The 14,832-nt window shown below is 72.3% G+C and carries 17 protein-coding genes; 9 read left to right on the top strand and 8 right to left on the bottom strand.

Features of this window, described 5'->3' with window-relative positions; all coding sequences use genetic code 11:
- Positions 1-9 precede the first annotated feature (9 nt).
- The 4 genes from FB470_RS28770 to FB470_RS28755 all read left to right on the top strand — a co-directional run bounded on the left by FB470_RS28770 (position 10) and on the right by FB470_RS28755 (position 2,812).
- Positions 10-672, top strand: a complete 663-nt coding sequence (locus tag FB470_RS28770; protein WP_306996538.1) for an HAD family hydrolase — start codon at positions 10-12, stop codon at positions 670-672.
- Between the two features lie 65 nt (positions 673-737).
- Positions 738-1,001, top strand: a complete 264-nt coding sequence (locus tag FB470_RS28765; protein ID WP_306996537.1) for a phosphoribosyl-ATP diphosphatase — start codon at positions 738-740, stop codon at positions 999-1,001.
- Between the two features lie 30 nt (positions 1,002-1,031).
- Positions 1,032-1,877, top strand: coding sequence for an ATP phosphoribosyltransferase (hisG, locus tag FB470_RS28760; RefSeq protein WP_306996536.1), 846 nt, complete (start codon positions 1,032-1,034; stop codon positions 1,875-1,877).
- Positions 1,874-2,812 (top strand): AEC family transporter, encoded by a 939-nt coding sequence (locus FB470_RS28755; RefSeq protein ID WP_306996535.1) that lies wholly within the window; start codon positions 1,874-1,876, stop codon positions 2,810-2,812. Before hisG ends, FB470_RS28755 begins: the two co-directional genes overlap by 4 nt.
- On the opposite strand, the gene FB470_RS28750 is transcribed toward FB470_RS28755, so the two are convergent.
- A complete protein-coding gene (locus FB470_RS28750; protein ID WP_306996534.1) occupies positions 2,809-3,255 on the bottom strand; it encodes a YybH family protein in 447 nt (148 codons plus the stop codon). The two genes, FB470_RS28755 and FB470_RS28750, sit on opposite strands and share 4 nt — an antisense overlap.
- 108 nt (positions 3,256-3,363) lie before the next feature.
- On the opposite strand from FB470_RS28750, the gene FB470_RS28745 reads away from it, so the two are divergent.
- Together FB470_RS28745 and FB470_RS28740 are read left to right on the top strand one after the other, a co-directional pair.
- The gene (locus FB470_RS28745; RefSeq protein WP_306996533.1) at positions 3,364-3,735 is read left to right on the top strand and encodes a YciI family protein; all 372 of its coding nucleotides are present in this window, start codon (positions 3,364-3,366) and stop codon (positions 3,733-3,735) included.
- Complete coding sequence (locus FB470_RS28740) at positions 3,732-4,943, top strand: RNA polymerase sigma factor (RefSeq protein ID WP_306996532.1); 1,212 nt, start codon at positions 3,732-3,734, stop codon at positions 4,941-4,943. The genes FB470_RS28745 and FB470_RS28740 overlap by 4 nt, the downstream gene beginning before the upstream one ends.
- A gap of 271 nt (positions 4,944-5,214) precedes the next feature.
- On the opposite strand, the gene FB470_RS28735 is transcribed toward FB470_RS28740, so the two are convergent.
- From FB470_RS28735 to FB470_RS28720, 4 genes are all read right to left on the bottom strand, one after another.
- Positions 5,215-5,715, bottom strand: a complete 501-nt coding sequence (locus FB470_RS28735; RefSeq protein ID WP_306996531.1) for a phosphotransferase — start codon at positions 5,713-5,715, stop codon at positions 5,215-5,217.
- Positions 5,716-5,786: 71 nt separating this feature from the next.
- Positions 5,787-6,716 (bottom strand): ParA family protein, encoded by a 930-nt coding sequence (locus FB470_RS28730; RefSeq protein ID WP_306996530.1) that lies wholly within the window; start codon positions 6,714-6,716, stop codon positions 5,787-5,789.
- A 77-nt stretch (positions 6,717-6,793) separates the two neighbouring features.
- Positions 6,794-7,573: a thioesterase family protein gene (locus FB470_RS28725; RefSeq protein WP_306996529.1), complete on the bottom strand. Its 780-nt coding sequence runs from the start codon at positions 7,571-7,573 to the stop codon at positions 6,794-6,796.
- An 11-nt stretch (positions 7,574-7,584) separates the two neighbouring features.
- Entirely contained in the window at positions 7,585-8,451 is an 867-nt protein-coding gene (locus tag FB470_RS28720) for a RecB family exonuclease (protein WP_306996528.1), read from the bottom strand.
- A gap of 95 nt (positions 8,452-8,546) precedes the next feature.
- Between FB470_RS28720 and FB470_RS28715 the strand changes: the two genes are divergently transcribed.
- Together FB470_RS28715 and FB470_RS28710 are read left to right on the top strand one after the other, a co-directional pair.
- Positions 8,547-9,704 (top strand): site-2 protease family protein, encoded by a 1,158-nt coding sequence (locus tag FB470_RS28715; RefSeq protein ID WP_306996527.1) that lies wholly within the window; start codon positions 8,547-8,549, stop codon positions 9,702-9,704.
- A gap of 56 nt (positions 9,705-9,760) precedes the next feature.
- Positions 9,761-10,585 carry a tRNA (adenine-N1)-methyltransferase gene (locus FB470_RS28710; RefSeq protein ID WP_306996526.1) on the top strand — a complete coding sequence of 275 codons (825 nt, stop codon included), beginning with the start codon at positions 9,761-9,763 and terminating at the stop codon, positions 10,583-10,585.
- A 12-nt stretch (positions 10,586-10,597) separates the two neighbouring features.
- On the opposite strand, the gene FB470_RS28705 is transcribed toward FB470_RS28710, so the two are convergent.
- Both FB470_RS28705 and FB470_RS28700 read right to left on the bottom strand, forming a co-directional pair.
- Positions 10,598-11,386, bottom strand: coding sequence for a hypothetical protein (locus FB470_RS28705; RefSeq protein WP_306996525.1), 789 nt, complete (start codon positions 11,384-11,386; stop codon positions 10,598-10,600).
- 31 nt (positions 11,387-11,417) lie between these two features.
- The gene (locus FB470_RS28700) at positions 11,418-12,131 is read right to left on the bottom strand and encodes a hypothetical protein (protein WP_306996524.1); all 714 of its coding nucleotides are present in this window, start codon (positions 12,129-12,131) and stop codon (positions 11,418-11,420) included.
- 477 nt (positions 12,132-12,608) lie between these two features.
- Here FB470_RS28700 and arc point away from each other — a divergent pair, with 477 nt between their 5' ends.
- The gene (gene arc / locus FB470_RS28695; RefSeq protein ID WP_306996523.1) at positions 12,609-14,417 is read left to right on the top strand and encodes a proteasome ATPase; all 1,809 of its coding nucleotides are present in this window, start codon (positions 12,609-12,611) and stop codon (positions 14,415-14,417) included.
- Between the two features lie 57 nt (positions 14,418-14,474).
- On the opposite strand, the gene FB470_RS28690 is transcribed toward arc, so the two are convergent.
- Positions 14,475-14,759, bottom strand: a complete 285-nt coding sequence (locus tag FB470_RS28690; protein ID WP_306996522.1) for a hypothetical protein — start codon at positions 14,757-14,759, stop codon at positions 14,475-14,477.
- Positions 14,760-14,832: the final 73 nt, after the last annotated feature.

Genomic DNA, 14,832 nt, shown 5'->3' with positions numbered 1-14,832 from the left:
GAGAATCCGTTGACGGACGGCTTGGCCGCCGTGCTCTGGGACATGGACGGCACGCTCGTCGATTCCGAGAAGCTGTGGGACGTGGCGTTGTACGAGTGCGCGGAATGGCTGGGCGGCACGCTGACCACCGAGCAGCGGCTCACGCTGGTGGGGTCCAACATGGACGCCACCGCGAGCTACCTGCTGACGGTCACCGGCCACCAGCCCACGGCCGCGGCCGTGGCGGACACCGGCGCCTGGATCCGCGACCGGACCGCGAACCTGTTCGCCGACGAGCTGCCGTGGCGGCCGGGTGCCCGTGAGGCCCTGGCCGCGGTGCGGCGGGCCGGGGTACCGTCCGCGCTGGTCACCTCCACCGAGCGGTCCCTGACCGAGCTGGCGCTGGACACGATCGGCCGCGAGTTCTTCGCCGTCACGGTGTGCGGCGACGAGGTCGGCGGCCACAACAAGCCGCATCCCGAGCCCTACCTGCGCGCGGCGCGGCTGCTCGGGGCCGACCCCGCCCGGTGCGTCGCGGTCGAGGACTCGCCACCGGGCACCGAGTCGGCCGCCGCCGCGGGCTGCACCGTGCTGGTGGTGCCCAACGACGTCGCCGTCGCCCCCGGGCCACGCCGCGTGTTCCGGACCTCGCTCACCGGCGTCGATGCCGGCACCCTCCGCGCCCTGCTGTGACGCTCGCGTCAGCGGGGCGGCCCGGATCGCCGGCGGCGGGGTCCGGATGGAAGGATCTACAGACCGTGAAGACCTTCGACGAGCTGTTCACCGAGCTCACCGACCGGGCCCAGAACCGACCCGCGGGGTCGGGAACCGTCGAGGCACTGGACGCCGGCGTGCACGCGCAGGGCAAGAAGGTGCTCGAGGAGGCCGGTGAGGTGTGGATCGCCGCCGAGCACGAGTCCGACGAGCGGCTGGCCGAGGAGATCTCCCAGCTGCTGTACCGGGTTCAGGTGCTGATGCTCGGACGCGGGCTGACCACCGAGGACGTGTACCGCTACCTGTAGCGGGCCGGGAAACGAACGAGGAGTGAGGGCATGCTGCGGGTTGCGGTGCCGAACAAGGGAGCGCTGGCCGGGCCGGCGTCGGAGATGCTCGGCGAGGCCGGTTACCGCCAGCGGCATGAGCAGCGCGACCTGACCGTGCTGGACCCGGTCAACGAGGTCGAGTTCTTCTTCCTGCGCCCCAAGGACATCCCGATCTACGTCGGCTCGGGCGAGCTGGACCTCGGCATCACCGGCCGCGATCTGGCGCTCGACTCGGGCGCGCCGGTCGAGGAGGTGCTCGCGCTGGGCTTCGGCGGCTCCACCTTCCGCTACGCCGCCCCTGCCGGGCAGGACTGGAAGCCGGCCGACCTGCAGGGCAAGCGACTGGCCACGTCCTACCCGAAGCTGGTGCGCGACGACCTGGCGCGCCAGGGTGTCGAGGCCGAGGTGATCCGGCTGGACGGCGCGGTGGAGATCTCGATCCAGCTCGGCGTGGCCGACGCCATCGCCGACGTGGTCGGCTCGGGCCGCACCCTGCGCCAGCACAACCTGGTCGCGTTCGGCGACCCGATCTGCGCGTCGGAGGCGGTGCTCGTGCAGCGCGCGGGCAGCGATTCGGCGAAGGCGAAGTCGCAGCTCACCGCCCGCCTGCAGGGTGTGGTGTTCGCGCAGCAGTACATGATGCTCGACTACGACTGCCCGCGCACGCTGCTGGACAAGGCGGTCGCGATCACGCCGGGCCTGGAGTCGCCGACGGTCGCGCCGCTGGCCGACCCGGACTGGGTCGCGGTGCGTGCGATGGTGCCGCGCAAGAAGGTCAACCAGATCATGGACGAACTGGCCGAGGTGGGTGCGAAGGCGGTGCTCGCCTCCGACATCCGGTCCTGCCGGCTTTGAGCGGCGGTGTCCTGGCCGCGTTCGTGCCGATCTGGGCGCTGACGGGGCTGGGGTACCTGCTCGGCAAGTTCCGGGTGCTCGGCGCCGGTGCCGAGGCGGCTCTGACCAAGTACGTCTTCATCGTCGCGATGCCCGCGGTCCTGTTCACCACGATGCAGGACACGCCGTTGACCGCCCTGCTGAACCCGGGCGTGATCGCGTTCCTGGCGGGCACCGTGGTGGTGGGGGCGATCGGCTTCGCGCTGGGCAAGTGGGTGTTCCGGCGCAAGCTGTCCGAGTGGGCGGTCAGCGGCATGGCCTCCTGCTACGCCAACGCCGGGAACCTCGGCATCCCGGTGCTGCTGCAGCTGTTCGGGGACTCCGCGTTCATCATCGTGGTGATCCTGATGCAGACGCTGGTGCTGATGCCGTCCCTGCTGGCGCTGCTGGAGAGCGACGCGCGGGAGCCGGGCCGGTCGCGGTGGCGCACGCTGCTGATGCTGCCGCTGCGCACACCGGTGATCGCCGCGTCCATGTCGGGGGTCCTGTTCCGGGCGAGCGGGCTGCACCTGCCGCACCTGGCGGCGCAGCCGCTGCACCTGATCGCCTCGGCCGGGGTGGGCACCGCGCTGCTGGTGCTCGGGATGTCACTCACCAGCGGCGGCCCGCCGGAGGGTGCGGGAACGCGGCGCGCCGAGATGGCCACGGTGGTCGGGCTGAAGCTGGTCGCCCAGCCCGCGATCACCCTGGGCATCGGCCTGTTGCTCGGCCTGCCGCACCCGGTGCTGATGATCGTCACGGTGTGCGCCGGGCTGCCCACCGCGCAGAACATCTTCATCGCGACCAGCCAGTACGCCCTGGACAGCCGGTTCGTGCGGGACTGCGTGCTCGTGTCGACCCTGGTGTCGATGGGGTCGCTGTCCCTGGTGTCCTGGCTGGTCGGCGAGCTGCTCTAGGGCTCCAGGTCCAGCGCGGCGGCGAAGGTGCCGTCCATGTAGAACGGCGTCGACTGGTGCTGGTGCGCGATCAGCCAGCGGCCGCCGTCGCGGCGCAGGCAGACCGTCGAGCGGAACCACAGCGTGAACGGCTCCTGACTGCCGGCCGGGACCGCCGACATGCGGTTGAGGCTTTGCGTGAACGCCACGTCCCCGCCCACCGTGACGTGCAGGTCGCGGACCTCGTAGTCGACGGGCCCGGCGAACCCGGCGAACCACCCGCGCAACGTCTCCGGGTCCCGCAGTTCGGCGGGGCCGTGCACCAGCGGCGGCGCGAGGGTGAACGAGACGATCTCCGGCGCGTACCGCTCCACGACGGCTTCGGCGTCGCCCGCCCGCATCGCGGCGGCCTGGTCCTCGATCAAGGCGCGGATCTGGTCCTGCTGGTCGATCATGCTGGTCATCGTCGTTCCTCCGGTTAGGCTGCTGACTTCCACCGGGGACGTCGAACCCGCCGCGCCGGTCTCGACATCCCGGGTGAGGAAATTGTCCGGCGGATCCGGGGAGGTCCGATGAAGTTCCTGGTCCTGATCTACCGCAACCCCGCGTCCCAGGAGATCTGGGAGCGCCTGGCCGACGACGAGAAGCGGCAGGGACTGCTGGCCTACGAGGCGCTCAACCGCGACCTGGCCGAGTCCGGCGAGCTGGTGACATCGTCCTCGCTCGCCCCGCCGGAGACCGGCAAGCGGGTGCTGGTGCGCGACGGCCAGGTGATCGCGGGCGACGGGCCGTTCGCCGAGGCCAAGGAGCAGCTGGCCGGGTTCTACGTGCTGGAGTGCGACAGCATCGAGCGGGCCGTCGAGTGCGCCGCCCGCATCCCGGAGGCCTCGGTGGGCCTGGTCGAGGTGCGCCCCACCCAGGATCTCAGGGTCTTCCTGCCGTGAACACGCTGCTGCGCGAGCTGGCCCCGCAGGTGCTCGCCGCGCTGGTCCGCCGCTACGGGGACTTCGACACGTGCGAGGACGCCGTGCAGGAGGCGCTGCTGGCGGCCGCGACGCAGTGGCCGGTGCAGGGGATGCCGGCCAACCCCAAGGGCTGGCTGATCACCACGGCGTCCCGGCGGCGCATCGAGCTGTGGCGCGCCGACACGGCGCGGCGTCGGCGCGAGGAGACCGTCGCGATGATGGCGCCGCCGGACCCCGAGCCGGTCGCCGCCGCCGACGACACGCTCACGCTGCTGATGCTGTGCTGCCACCCGTCCCTGACCCCGGCCTCGCAGGTGGCGCTGGCGCTGCGCGCGGTCGGCGGGCTCACCACGGCGGAGATCGCGCGGGCCTACCTGGTGCCGGAATCCACCGTCGCGCAGCGCATCAGCCGCGCCAAGCAGCGCATCAAGGCCGGCGGGGCGCGGTTCCGGCCGCCGGCGCCGGAGGAGTACGGGCAGCGCCTGGCGATCGTGCTCAACGTGCTGTACCTGATCTTCACCGAGGGCCACACCGCGAGCGCGGGGGAGTCGTTGCAGCGCGTGGATCTGACCCAGGAGGCGATCCGCCTCGCCCGGCAGCTGCACGCGCGCCTGCCGGACGAGGGGGAGGTGTCGGGCCTGCTGGCGCTGATGGTGCTGACCGACGCGCGCCGCGCCGCGCGCACCGGTCCCGCCGGGGAGCTGGTCCCGCTCGCCGAGCAGGACCGGTCCCGCTGGGATCGTGCCCTCATCGCCGAGGGGACGGAGCTGGTGACGCGGGCGCTGAGCACCGCGCCGGCCGGGCCGTACCAGCTGCAGGCCGCGATCGCCGCCGTCCACGGACAGGCCGAGCGCGCCGAGGACACCGACTGGCGGGAGATCGCGGGCCTCTACGAGCTCCTGGCGGCGGTGGCGCCCGGGCCGATGGTGACGTTGAACCGGGTCGTGGCGGTGGCCGAGGTCGCCGGCCCGCGGGCCGGTCTGCGCGAGCTGGCCGGGGCCGAGCGCGACCCGGCGCTGGCGGGGCACCACCGGGTGGACGCGGTGCGGGCGCATCTGCTGGAGCGGGCCGGCGACCTGGCCGCCGCGGAGGAGGCCTACCGCCGTGCGGCACGGGCGACGCAGAGCGCGCCGGAACGGCGGTACCTGGAGTCACGGGCGCACGCCTGCGCCACACGAAGTGTATAACGACATATACGCCGGGACTTCGACGTATCACCTCAGGACGAGCTTCGGGCAAACCTCGGGGCCCCAGGCGGGTCGGACAGGCTGTCGAGGATCGTGGCCATCTCCGGGTAGCTCGCCGCGACGCGGTCGGTCCGGCCGAGGCGGTGGCGCTCCAGCCGGACCGCGCCCAGATGGCGGGCCCGGTAGATCAACGCGCGCCAGGTGCGGGGCCCCTCGTTCGGCCCGGGTGGGTGGCCCCCGGTTCGGCACGTGGGGTGAGGCGGTGCTCGTCCTACTTCGGGGACCTGGTCGCGGATCTCACCGAATCCAGCCTGGACGCGTCGGATGTGGGGGCAGTGGCTGGATCGGCCGCGCGGTACCGCGCGGTGCTGGACGAGATCAGCGGGCCCCGGCTGCTGCACGGCGACCTGTGGACGCCGAACCTTCGTGCACCACACGGGTCAGCTCGGTACACGCCGGTCCACTGTGGAAACTCCCGCGCGGGCCTCCCGGGGAGCAGGGTCTGCCACACGTGGTCGCGCCCGGCGATCTCGCGGGTGAAGTCGGCGAAGAGCGTGCGCGGCACCAGATGCCCGATCGGCGCGAGGAACGGCAGGGCCGCGTGTTCGTTGCGCATCAGCTCCCGCTCGATGCGGTACTGTCGCCCGGGTTCCGGCGCGACCCGCAGGATCACCGTCTCCCCGGGCAACTCCACCCGGTACGTCGTGTTGTACAGACCACCGCTGAGCTCCACAGCGGACAGTGGCCGCGTCCCGAAGGCGCGCTCCGCCATCGCGGTGATCTCCGCGGCCGAGAGCGCTTTCTGGAACGCACCGGGCGGCCGCGGGACCGAACGCAGGTCCACTAGTCGCGCGGGCGCTTGGGCATCAGGTCGTAGAGCCGCTTGCGCACGCCGTTGTCGTTCTCGTTGCGGGTCTGCGCGACCTGGGTGATGAAGTCCTCGAACACGAAGTCGTCCTCGGCCGGGATCGGGGCGGAGGGCGGCTGCCGCGCCAGGTGCGCGTCCAGCACCGCCGCGATCTCCCGGAACGCCACCGCCTGCGTGGTCTCCGGTGCGAACGTGGTGACCGGCATGCCGTGCGCGGCGGCCTCGTTCATCACCACGCCCAGCGGCACGTGCGCCAGCAGCGGGTACCCGAACTGCCGCAGCTCCTCCAGCGCCGCCACCGCATAACCCGACATCGGCCGCCGGTACAGGCCCGGTACCACGCCGAAGTAGGGGATCGGCGGCCGGTTGAGCGCCTGCTGGACGAAGTGCAGCTGGTCGTTGAGCAGGCGCAGCGCCCGGATGCTCGTGCGGTCGGGCTGCACCGGCACCAGGATGCCGTGGGTCGCCGCGAGCGCGTTGTTCGTCAGCACGTCCAGCGCCGGCGGGCAGTCGATGATCACGTGGTCGTAGTTGGCGAACTGCACCACCCGCGCCAGCTGCCACCCCGGCACCCGGAACTGGTCGAGCCTGCGCACCAGGTCGAACATGCCCGGGGAGGTGGGGATGACGTCGAACGCGCCACCCGGGCCCAGGTGGCTGCGCCGGTGCGGCACGATCAGCTCCTCGACCGGGCCCTTCCACATCTTCGTCAGCGCCTTGGCCAGGCTCGGCGCGTGCGCCGGGACCTCCTCCAGGCCCAGCATCTCCGTGGTCGCGTGACCCTGCGGGTCGAGGTCGATCAGCAGCACCCGACGGCCGCGTTCGGCCAGCGCCGCGGCGGCCCCGACGCTCAGCGCCGTCTTGCCGACGCCGCCTTTCTGGTTGACCACCGAGGTGATCTGCACTCGAGCGCTCCCAGGTCAGTCGATCCTGGCCGCAGAGTAGTGGATCTCGTGCGGCCCGCGGGGGACGGTCGAACCCGTCAGCGTGTCCGGACCATCAGCGCCTGCGCGGCCTGGCCCACCTGCCCCCGCACGTCGGACAGCGTGCTGGTGGCCGTGCCCACCCCGGTCGGGCCGATCACCGTGCGGGCGTCCAGCGCGATCCACTCGCCGGCCGGGGCCCGCCGCAGGTGCACGGTCAGCTCGCTGTTGATGAACCACCAGCGCGCCGGGTCGAGGAAGTTCGACGCGCCGTTGCCGGTGTCGGCCACCGCGAACAGCCGCTGCAGGGGCGTCGGCTTCTCACCGGCGACCAGCTCGACCCGCTGCCGGCCCCACACCCAGGCCGCGCCGGGCTCGGCCGGTGACCCGGCGATGGCGCGCCACTCCATCGCACCCAGGTAGCCGCCGGGCCGCCAGCTGTCCGGCCACGCCGCCGGGGGGCAGTCCTCCGGCGGCGGAGGCGCAGGCTCCTCGGTGGCCACGGCCGCGCTGTCGGACTCGGCGATGTGCCAGGCGGACGCGCGCGCCACCGCGCGGGTGCCGTCGTGCAGCTCCGCGCCCAGCAGTTCGACCGACCGGCCCGGCCGCTCGACCCAGGACCGCACGGTCAGCTCGGTCAGCGGCGCCGGGCCGAGGATCTCCACGGTGACCCGGGCCAGCAGGCCCGGCCGGTCGGCCGCCAGGCCCTCCAGCGCGCGGGCGAGCAGCGCCGACGGTGGCCCGAAGTGCTGCGCGTCCGGGGTCCACGGCCCGGCGGTGTGCTCGGTCGGCTGGTAGCGGTCGCCGCCCAGCGGCAGGTAGAAAGCGTTGTCCGTCATGTCTCGTCGTCTCAGTCCGCGCGATCCAGTGCCGTCTCCACACCCGGGTCCGGCTCCGGCCAGCCCGGGTACTCCGGCGGTGTCCCGCCGAACGACGGGCACAGCGACTGGTGCGCGCACCAGTCGCACAGCTTGCTCGGGTTCGGCCGGAAGTCCCCGGTCCGGCCGGCCTTGAGGATCGCCTCCCAGATCGCCTCGAGGGTGCGCTCGAACCGGCGCAGCTCGGCCTCGTCGGGCGTGTAGGCCAGGGACTGCCCGTCGGTGAGGTACATCAGCTTGAGCTGGCGGGGTACGACCCCGCGCAGCCGCCACAGCACCACGGCGTAGAACTTCATCTGGAACAGCGCCTTGGCCTCGCCGATCTGCCGCGGCGCGGCGCCGGTCTTGTAGTCCACGACGCGGATCTCGCCGGTCGGCGCCACGTCGAGCCGGTCGACGTACCCGCGCAGCCGGACACCCGACTCCAGCTCCAGTTCGACGTGCAGCTCGCACGCCTCCGGGTCGAACCGGCGCGGATCCTCCAGCTTGAAGTAGCTGTCCAGCAGTTTCGTCGCGCTCTCCAGCCAGCCCTCGACGTCTTCGCCGTCGAAGAGCTCGGTCCACTCCGGGTTGTCGGCGGACAGCTCTTCCCAGGTGGGGGAGAGCAGCTGCCGGGCGCGGCCGGGTTCGCGGTCGGTGCGGGGCAGCGCGAACAGCCGCTCCATCACCGAGTGCACGAGCGTCCCGCGCAGCTGGGCCTTGGTGGGCACCTCCGGCAGGCGGTCCACCGCCCGGAAGCGGTAGAGCAGGGGGCACTGCTTGAAGTCGCTGGCCCGGGAAGGGGACAGCGCGGGGCGGCGCACGCCGAGCTGGGGATCCGTGGTCGCCGTCTGAGCCATACCCCGCACCCTAGAGCAGGGGTACGACAAGATCGTCGCGCCGCGCCCGTCGCGGGTCACGGCCGCCTGACACCACACGCTCTACCCTGTCCGGCATGGCCGCGACCGGCGAGCACGAGCGAAACCAGCCGAGGCGGGTGCTGACCACCGCCGACGGTGGCCTGCTGCTGTTCCGGGTCCAGGACGTACCGGTGCTGCTCGCCCCGTCCTGGTGGATCGGCTCGCTCGTGGTGGTCGTGCTCTACCAGCCGCTCGTCGACCGCCTGCTGCCGGGCGCGAGCCCGGGCGTGTCGTGGGCGCTGTCCGCGGCGTTCGCCGTGCTGCTCGGGTTGTCCGTGCTCGCGCACGAGCTCGGACACTGCGTGGTGGCGCTGCGGATGGGCATCCCGGTGCGGCGGCTGCGGCTGTTCCTGCTCGGCGGACTGTCCGAAGTGGCCCGCACGCCGCGACGGCCGGGCCAGGAGGGGCTGATCGCGGCAGCCGGGCCGGTCGTGTCCGTGCTGCTCGCGGCGTTCTGCGGGCTGCTGCTGTTCGCGGTCCCGCCGGACGGGGCGGTGTGGTTGCTGGTGGCCGAGTGCGCGGTCGCCAACCTCGCGGTCGGCGTGTTCAACCTGCTCCCGGGCCTGCCGCTGGACGGCGGGCGGATGCTGCGAGCCGGGGTGTGGGCGATGACCGGCCGCCGCGGCAGCGGCACCCGCGCGGCCGTCGTGGGCGGTGGCCTGGTCGCGGCCGGGCTGCTGGTGTGGGCGTTGGTGGGCATGGCGGCCGGCAGTGAGGACCGGTGGCTGCGCCTGGGGGTGTGCGTGGTCACCGCGTGGTTCGTCGCGGTCGGTGCGGGTTCGGAGCTGTCGGCCGAGACCAGCCGCGGCTGGCCGGAGGGCCTCGCGGTCACCGACCTGACCCGTCCCGTGCTGCAGCTGCCCGCGGAGAGCCCGGTGTCGGACGCGCTGACCGCGGCGGCCGGACGGGGAGTGGTGCTGGTCCGCGCGGACGGTGTCGCGGCCGGCCTGCTCGACGAGGCCGCCGCGGAACGCCTGGCCGAGACCTCGCCGCAGGCCCCGGCGGAGCTCGCCACGGAGCCGATCCGCGCCGAGACCGTGCTGCTCGCCTCCGAGCCGGGCGAGGAGATCGCCGAGCGGGTCCGGGAGACCGCCGCCTGGCAGTTCCTCGTGGTCGACGACGAGGGCCGGCCGGCCGGGGTGCTGCGCCGCGAGGACCTGCGTTCGGCGCTCGCGGCCCGCCGAGTCCGCTGACGGGCCCGTCTGCGAAGATCGAGCGCTGCGAACGCGCGATTTCGAGGAGTTGGCAAGTGCAGGTGAGCGGCCCGTTCCGCCCGGGCGACCGGGTGCGTCTGACCGATCCGAAGGGGCGGAACTACACGCTCGTGCTCGCCGAGGGGGAGGAGTACCACACCCACCGCGGCGCGCTCAAGCACGACGACCTGATCGGCAAGCCCGAGGGCTCGGTGATCACCTCGGTCGGCGGCACCGCGTACCTGGCACTGCGGCCCCGGCTGGCGGACTACGTGCTGTCCATGCCGCGCGGCGCGCAGGTGATCTACCCCAAGGACGCGGCGCAGATCGTGATGTGGGGCGACATCTTCCCGGGTGCGCGGGTGCTCGAAGCCGGCGCCGGGTCGGGTGCGCTGACCTGTTCGCTGCTGCGCGCGGTCGGCCCCGAGGGCAGCGTGGTGTCCTACGAGGTGCGCGAGGACCACGCCGAGCACGCGGTCAAGAACGTGGAGAAGTTCTTCCTCGAGCGCCCGGCGAACTGGACGCTGAAGGTCGACGACCTGCGCCACCACACCGGTGAGGTCGACCGGGTGATCCTGGACATGCTGGCGCCGTGGGAGGTGCTCGACACCGTGCACCGCAGTCTGGTGCCGGGCGGGGTGCTGGTCGTCTACGTGGCCACCGTGACCCAGCTGTCCCGGGTCACCGAGGCGCTGCGCGAAATGCAGGGCTGGACCGAGCCCGAGTCGTGGGAGAGCCTCGTGCGGCCCTGGCACGTGGTGGGCCTGGCGGTGCGCCCGGAACACCGGATGGTCGGGCACACCGCTTTCCTGCTCACCACGCGCCGGCTGGCCGACGGGGTGACCCCGCCGCGGCCGCAGCGCAGGCCGAGCCGCGGCTGAGGTGGCCCGTCGCTAGAGGCGGTCGCCCAGGTAGCACCAGGCGCCGCCCTCGTGGGAGAGGCCGAGGTCGAAGTCGTTGGTCCCGCCGGGCCCCACGGCGTGGACCGGCACGTAGGCGAGGTCGCCGACGATGTCCGGGCTGCCGGTGACGGTCACGGTGATGCCACCCGGGATGTCCTGCACGGTCTGCGGCTTGCTCGCGCACACCATCGACTGCAGCGTCTCCTTGTCGCCGGACGAGTAGGCCGTGGCGATGGCCTGGGCGGCTTCCTCCGGGGTCGCCTTCGCGCCGGGCACCGCGGTGCCGTTGGCGCCGGGAGCCGACGTCGGCGTGCGCGAGCCGCTGGTCGGCTTCTCGCTCGACGCCGGGGGAGGAGCGGTGGTGCTCGCGGCGGGCGCGGCGGTGTTGTCGTCGTCCTTGGTGAAGACGAAGAACAGCACCACGGCGGCGGCGATCACGACCACCGCGGCGACCGCGATACCGACGATCAGGCCCGTCTTCTTCTTCGGCGGCCCGCCCTGCGGCCCGCCGGCGAACTGCTGCGTCGCGTACGGGTCCTGGCCGAACTGCTGGCTGGCGCCGGGGAACCCGGGCGGGGGCGTCTGGGGGTAGCCGGGCTGCCCGCCCTGCGGGTACCCGCCCTGGGGGTACCCGGGCTGCTGCGGGCCGCCCTGGGGGTGGCCACCGCCCGGCTGCTGCCCGTAGGGACCCGGCTGCCCTTGCGGACCGTACGGACCCGGCCGGCCGTACGGATCGGGCTGGCCGCCGGGCTGCCCGGGCGGTTGGGGCGGATAGGTCATGATCGGGTTACCCCCTCGTGGATCGGTTGGCTCAGGACTCGTCGACGCACCAGTTCGAACCCTGCCGTTTCAGGGGCATCTTCGCACTCTGGCTCTCGCCGTTGTACTTGAGCTGGACCGGCACCTCGGCCGTGTCGCCGGTGATCTCGGCCGGCCCGGACACGGTGGCCTGCAGCTCGCTGGCGGAGTCCCATTCGGACTGCAGGCTCTCGATCTCGGACTGGCTCGCCCCGCCGCAGGTCAGGGCCGCGTAGCGGCTGGCGCTGCGGGCGTTCATGGCCGACACCACCTGCTGCGCCACGCTGTCCGCGGTGCCGGTCCCGCCGCCGCCGTCCTCACCGGCGGAGGAGCCGGTGCCCGCCGAGGACGAGCGCCGGGGCGGGGTGGAACTGGCGGCCTTCGCGGTCGGCTTCGCGCTCGACGAGCCGCCCGCGGCGGTGGTGGTGCCGTTCTGCTCGTCGTCGCCACCGAGGACGAGCACGAGGGTGACGGCGAGGGCGATGACCACGACGGCGGCCGCGGCGACGCTCACGATCAGGCCGGTCTTCTTCTTCGGCGGCTCACCCGGCGGGCCGCCGAAACCACCGGGCTGTGCGAATCCGCCCTGCTGACCGAACTGCTGCGGGCCGCCGGGGAACCCGGGCGGCGGGGTCTGGTGACCGCCCGGGTAGCCGGGCTGCCGCCCGTGCGGGCCGGGCTGTCCGTAGGGGCCCGGCTGTCCCTGGCCGTGCGGCGGGTAGGTCATGGACGGACGTCTCCTCGTTCACGTCGGGTGTCTGCCTGCCTTCGACGCGCCGAAGCGGCATCCGGTTTCTCCCGGCTCGGTGCCGGGTGTGCAACGCGGGGGATCGTAGCGCCGATATCGGACAACTCGATCTTCACGGTCGGGCTGCCGTGGCCCGGGATCGGTGCGGTGCGGCGGAATCCGGCCGGGTTTGAAGACGGAGGAGAAGGGGAAGACGCCTCGTGAACGTCCTGTAAAGCCTTGGTTGGGTGGTCGTGACATGAGTGAATCGCTCACCGCCCGGATGGCCGCTGGAAGTGGCCGGGTGGCTACTGTCCGTAGTTCGATGAGCGGTTCGCCGAGCACCGGACGGACCGGTTGCGTAACGGTTCCGGCCGGTTTCGTGATGCGACGCGCCGATCCTGTGATGCGGATAGGGCTTTTCATGTCGGTGATCGCCGGTACCGTGGGTTAAAAGCACTCCGAGGAGGTGCCGACATGCAACACGACCTTCCCGGAGGTCGGCACGAGGACGCCGACCCTTCAGAGATCAGTGGAGCTGGAACGACGCCGGACGAGGCGGCGCGGCAGGTCCGCTTCCTGGAAGAGGAAGTGGCCCTGCTGCGGCGCAAACTAACCGAATCACCCCGTCAGAACCGCGTGCTGGAGCAGCGTCTCGCCGAGGCGTCGGAGCGAGTCGCCCAGCTCACCGAGCGGAACAACAAGCTCGTGGAGACCCTCCGGGAGGCGCGGGGACAGCTCCTCGCGCTGCGCGAGGAGGTCGACCGGCTCGCCCAGCCGCCCAGCGGGTACGGCGTGTTCGTCACCGCGTACGAGGACAACACCGTCGACGTGTTCACCGCGGGCCGCAAGATGCGGGTCTCGGTGTCGCCGGCGGTGGAGGTGGACTCCCTCAAGCGCGGTCAGGCCCTGCGGTTGAACGAGGCCCTGACCGTGGTGGAGGCGGGCGACTTCGAGCTCACCGGCGAGGTCTGCTCGCTGCGCGAGGTCCTGTCGCCGGCCACCGAGGGTGGCAGCGCCCGCGCGCTCGTCGTCGGTCACGCCGACGAGGAGCGGGTGGTCTGGCTGTCCGATCCGCTCGCCGAGCAGGCGCTCAAGCCCGGCGACTCGCTGCTGGTCGACTCGAAGGCGGGATACGCCTACGAGCGGGTGCCGAAGGCCGAGGTCGAGGACCTCGTGCTGGAGGAGGTCCCGGACGTCCGGTACGAGGACATCGGTGGTCTCGGGCGGCAGATCGAGCAGATCCGCGACGCCGTGGAGCTGCCGTTCCTGCACGCCGACCTCTACCGCGAGTACGAGCTGCGCCCGCCCAAGGGCGTCCTGCTCTACGGCCCGCCCGGTTGCGGCAAGACGCTGATCGCGAAGGCGGTCGCCAACAGCCTGGCCAAGAAGGTGGCCGAGGCCCGGGGCGACGGCGACTCGAGCGACGCCAAGTCGTACTTCCTCAACATCAAGGGCCCGGAGCTGCTCAACAAGTTCGTCGGGGAGACCGAGCGGAGCATCCGCCTGATCTTCCAGCGGGCTCGCGAGAAGGCCTCCGACGGCACGCCCGTGATCGTGTTCTTCGACGAGATGGAGTCGATCTTCCGCACCCGCGGCAGTGGTGTCTCCTCGGACGTGGAGACCACGATCGTGCCGCAGCTGCTGGCCGAGATCGACGGTGTCGAGGGGCTGGAGAACGTCATCGTCATCGGCGCCTCCAACCGCGAGGACATGATCGACCCGGCGATCCTGCGGCCGGGCCGGCTCGACGTGAAGATCAAGATCGAGCGTCCGGACGCCGAGGGTGCGAAGGACATCTTCTCCAAGTACCTGACGCCGGGGCTGCCGATCCACGCCGACGACCTCGCCGAGTTCGGCGGGGACACCCAGGCCACGATCGACGCGATGATCCAGAACACGGTCGAGCGCATGTACGAGGAGACCGACGAGAACCGGTTCCTCGAGGTCACCTACGCCAACGGGGACAAGGAGGTCCTGTACTTCCGCGACTTCAACTCGGGCGCGATGATCCAGAACATCGTGGACCGGGCGAAGAAGGCGGCGATCAAGTCGGTGCTGGAGACCAAGCAGCCCGGCCTGCGCGTCCAGCACCTGCTCGACGCGATCGTCGACGAGTTCGCGGAGAACGAGGACCTGCCCAACACCACCAACCCGGACGACTGGGCCCGGATCTCGGGCAAGAAGGGCGAGCGGATCGTCTACATCCGCACGCTGGTCACCGGGAAGAACCAGGAGAGCGGCCGCGTCATCGACACGGCCACCAACACCGGTCAGTACCTGTAACCGCGAGGACCGCCCACGGAGGCCGCCGACCCAGCCGGGCCGGCGGCCTCCGCCGTGTCAGCGGTGCCGCGGCCGCCCGGCGCGCCGTCCGGCCCATCCGGCCAGCACGAGCCCGCCGAGGACGACCAGCGCGCACACGATCATCGCCAGCACGTTCGGTCCGGTGCACGACACCGAGTCGGCCGTGCAGCTCCGGAACGGCCCGCCCCGCCCGCTGGAGTCGTACCGCCCGGTCGAGAACAGGAACACCAGCGCCGCGAAGCCGTGCACCGGGGCGAGCAGCAGCGTCACCCCCAGCGCGGCCGCCACCCCGCGCACCCGGCGGACGATCTTGTCGGACACGTACGGAAGACGTCGTCCGGGCCGGCCGGTTGCCCGGCGCGTCGTCCGGGAATCGCCGTATAACGTCCTATAC

It is taken from the genome of Amycolatopsis thermophila (assembly GCF_030814215.1).
GTDB lineage: Bacteria > Actinomycetota > Actinomycetes > Mycobacteriales > Pseudonocardiaceae > Amycolatopsis_E > Amycolatopsis_E thermophila.
Note: the sequence above shows the minus strand (reverse complement) of the source record. Positions and strands in the feature narration are given on the sequence as shown.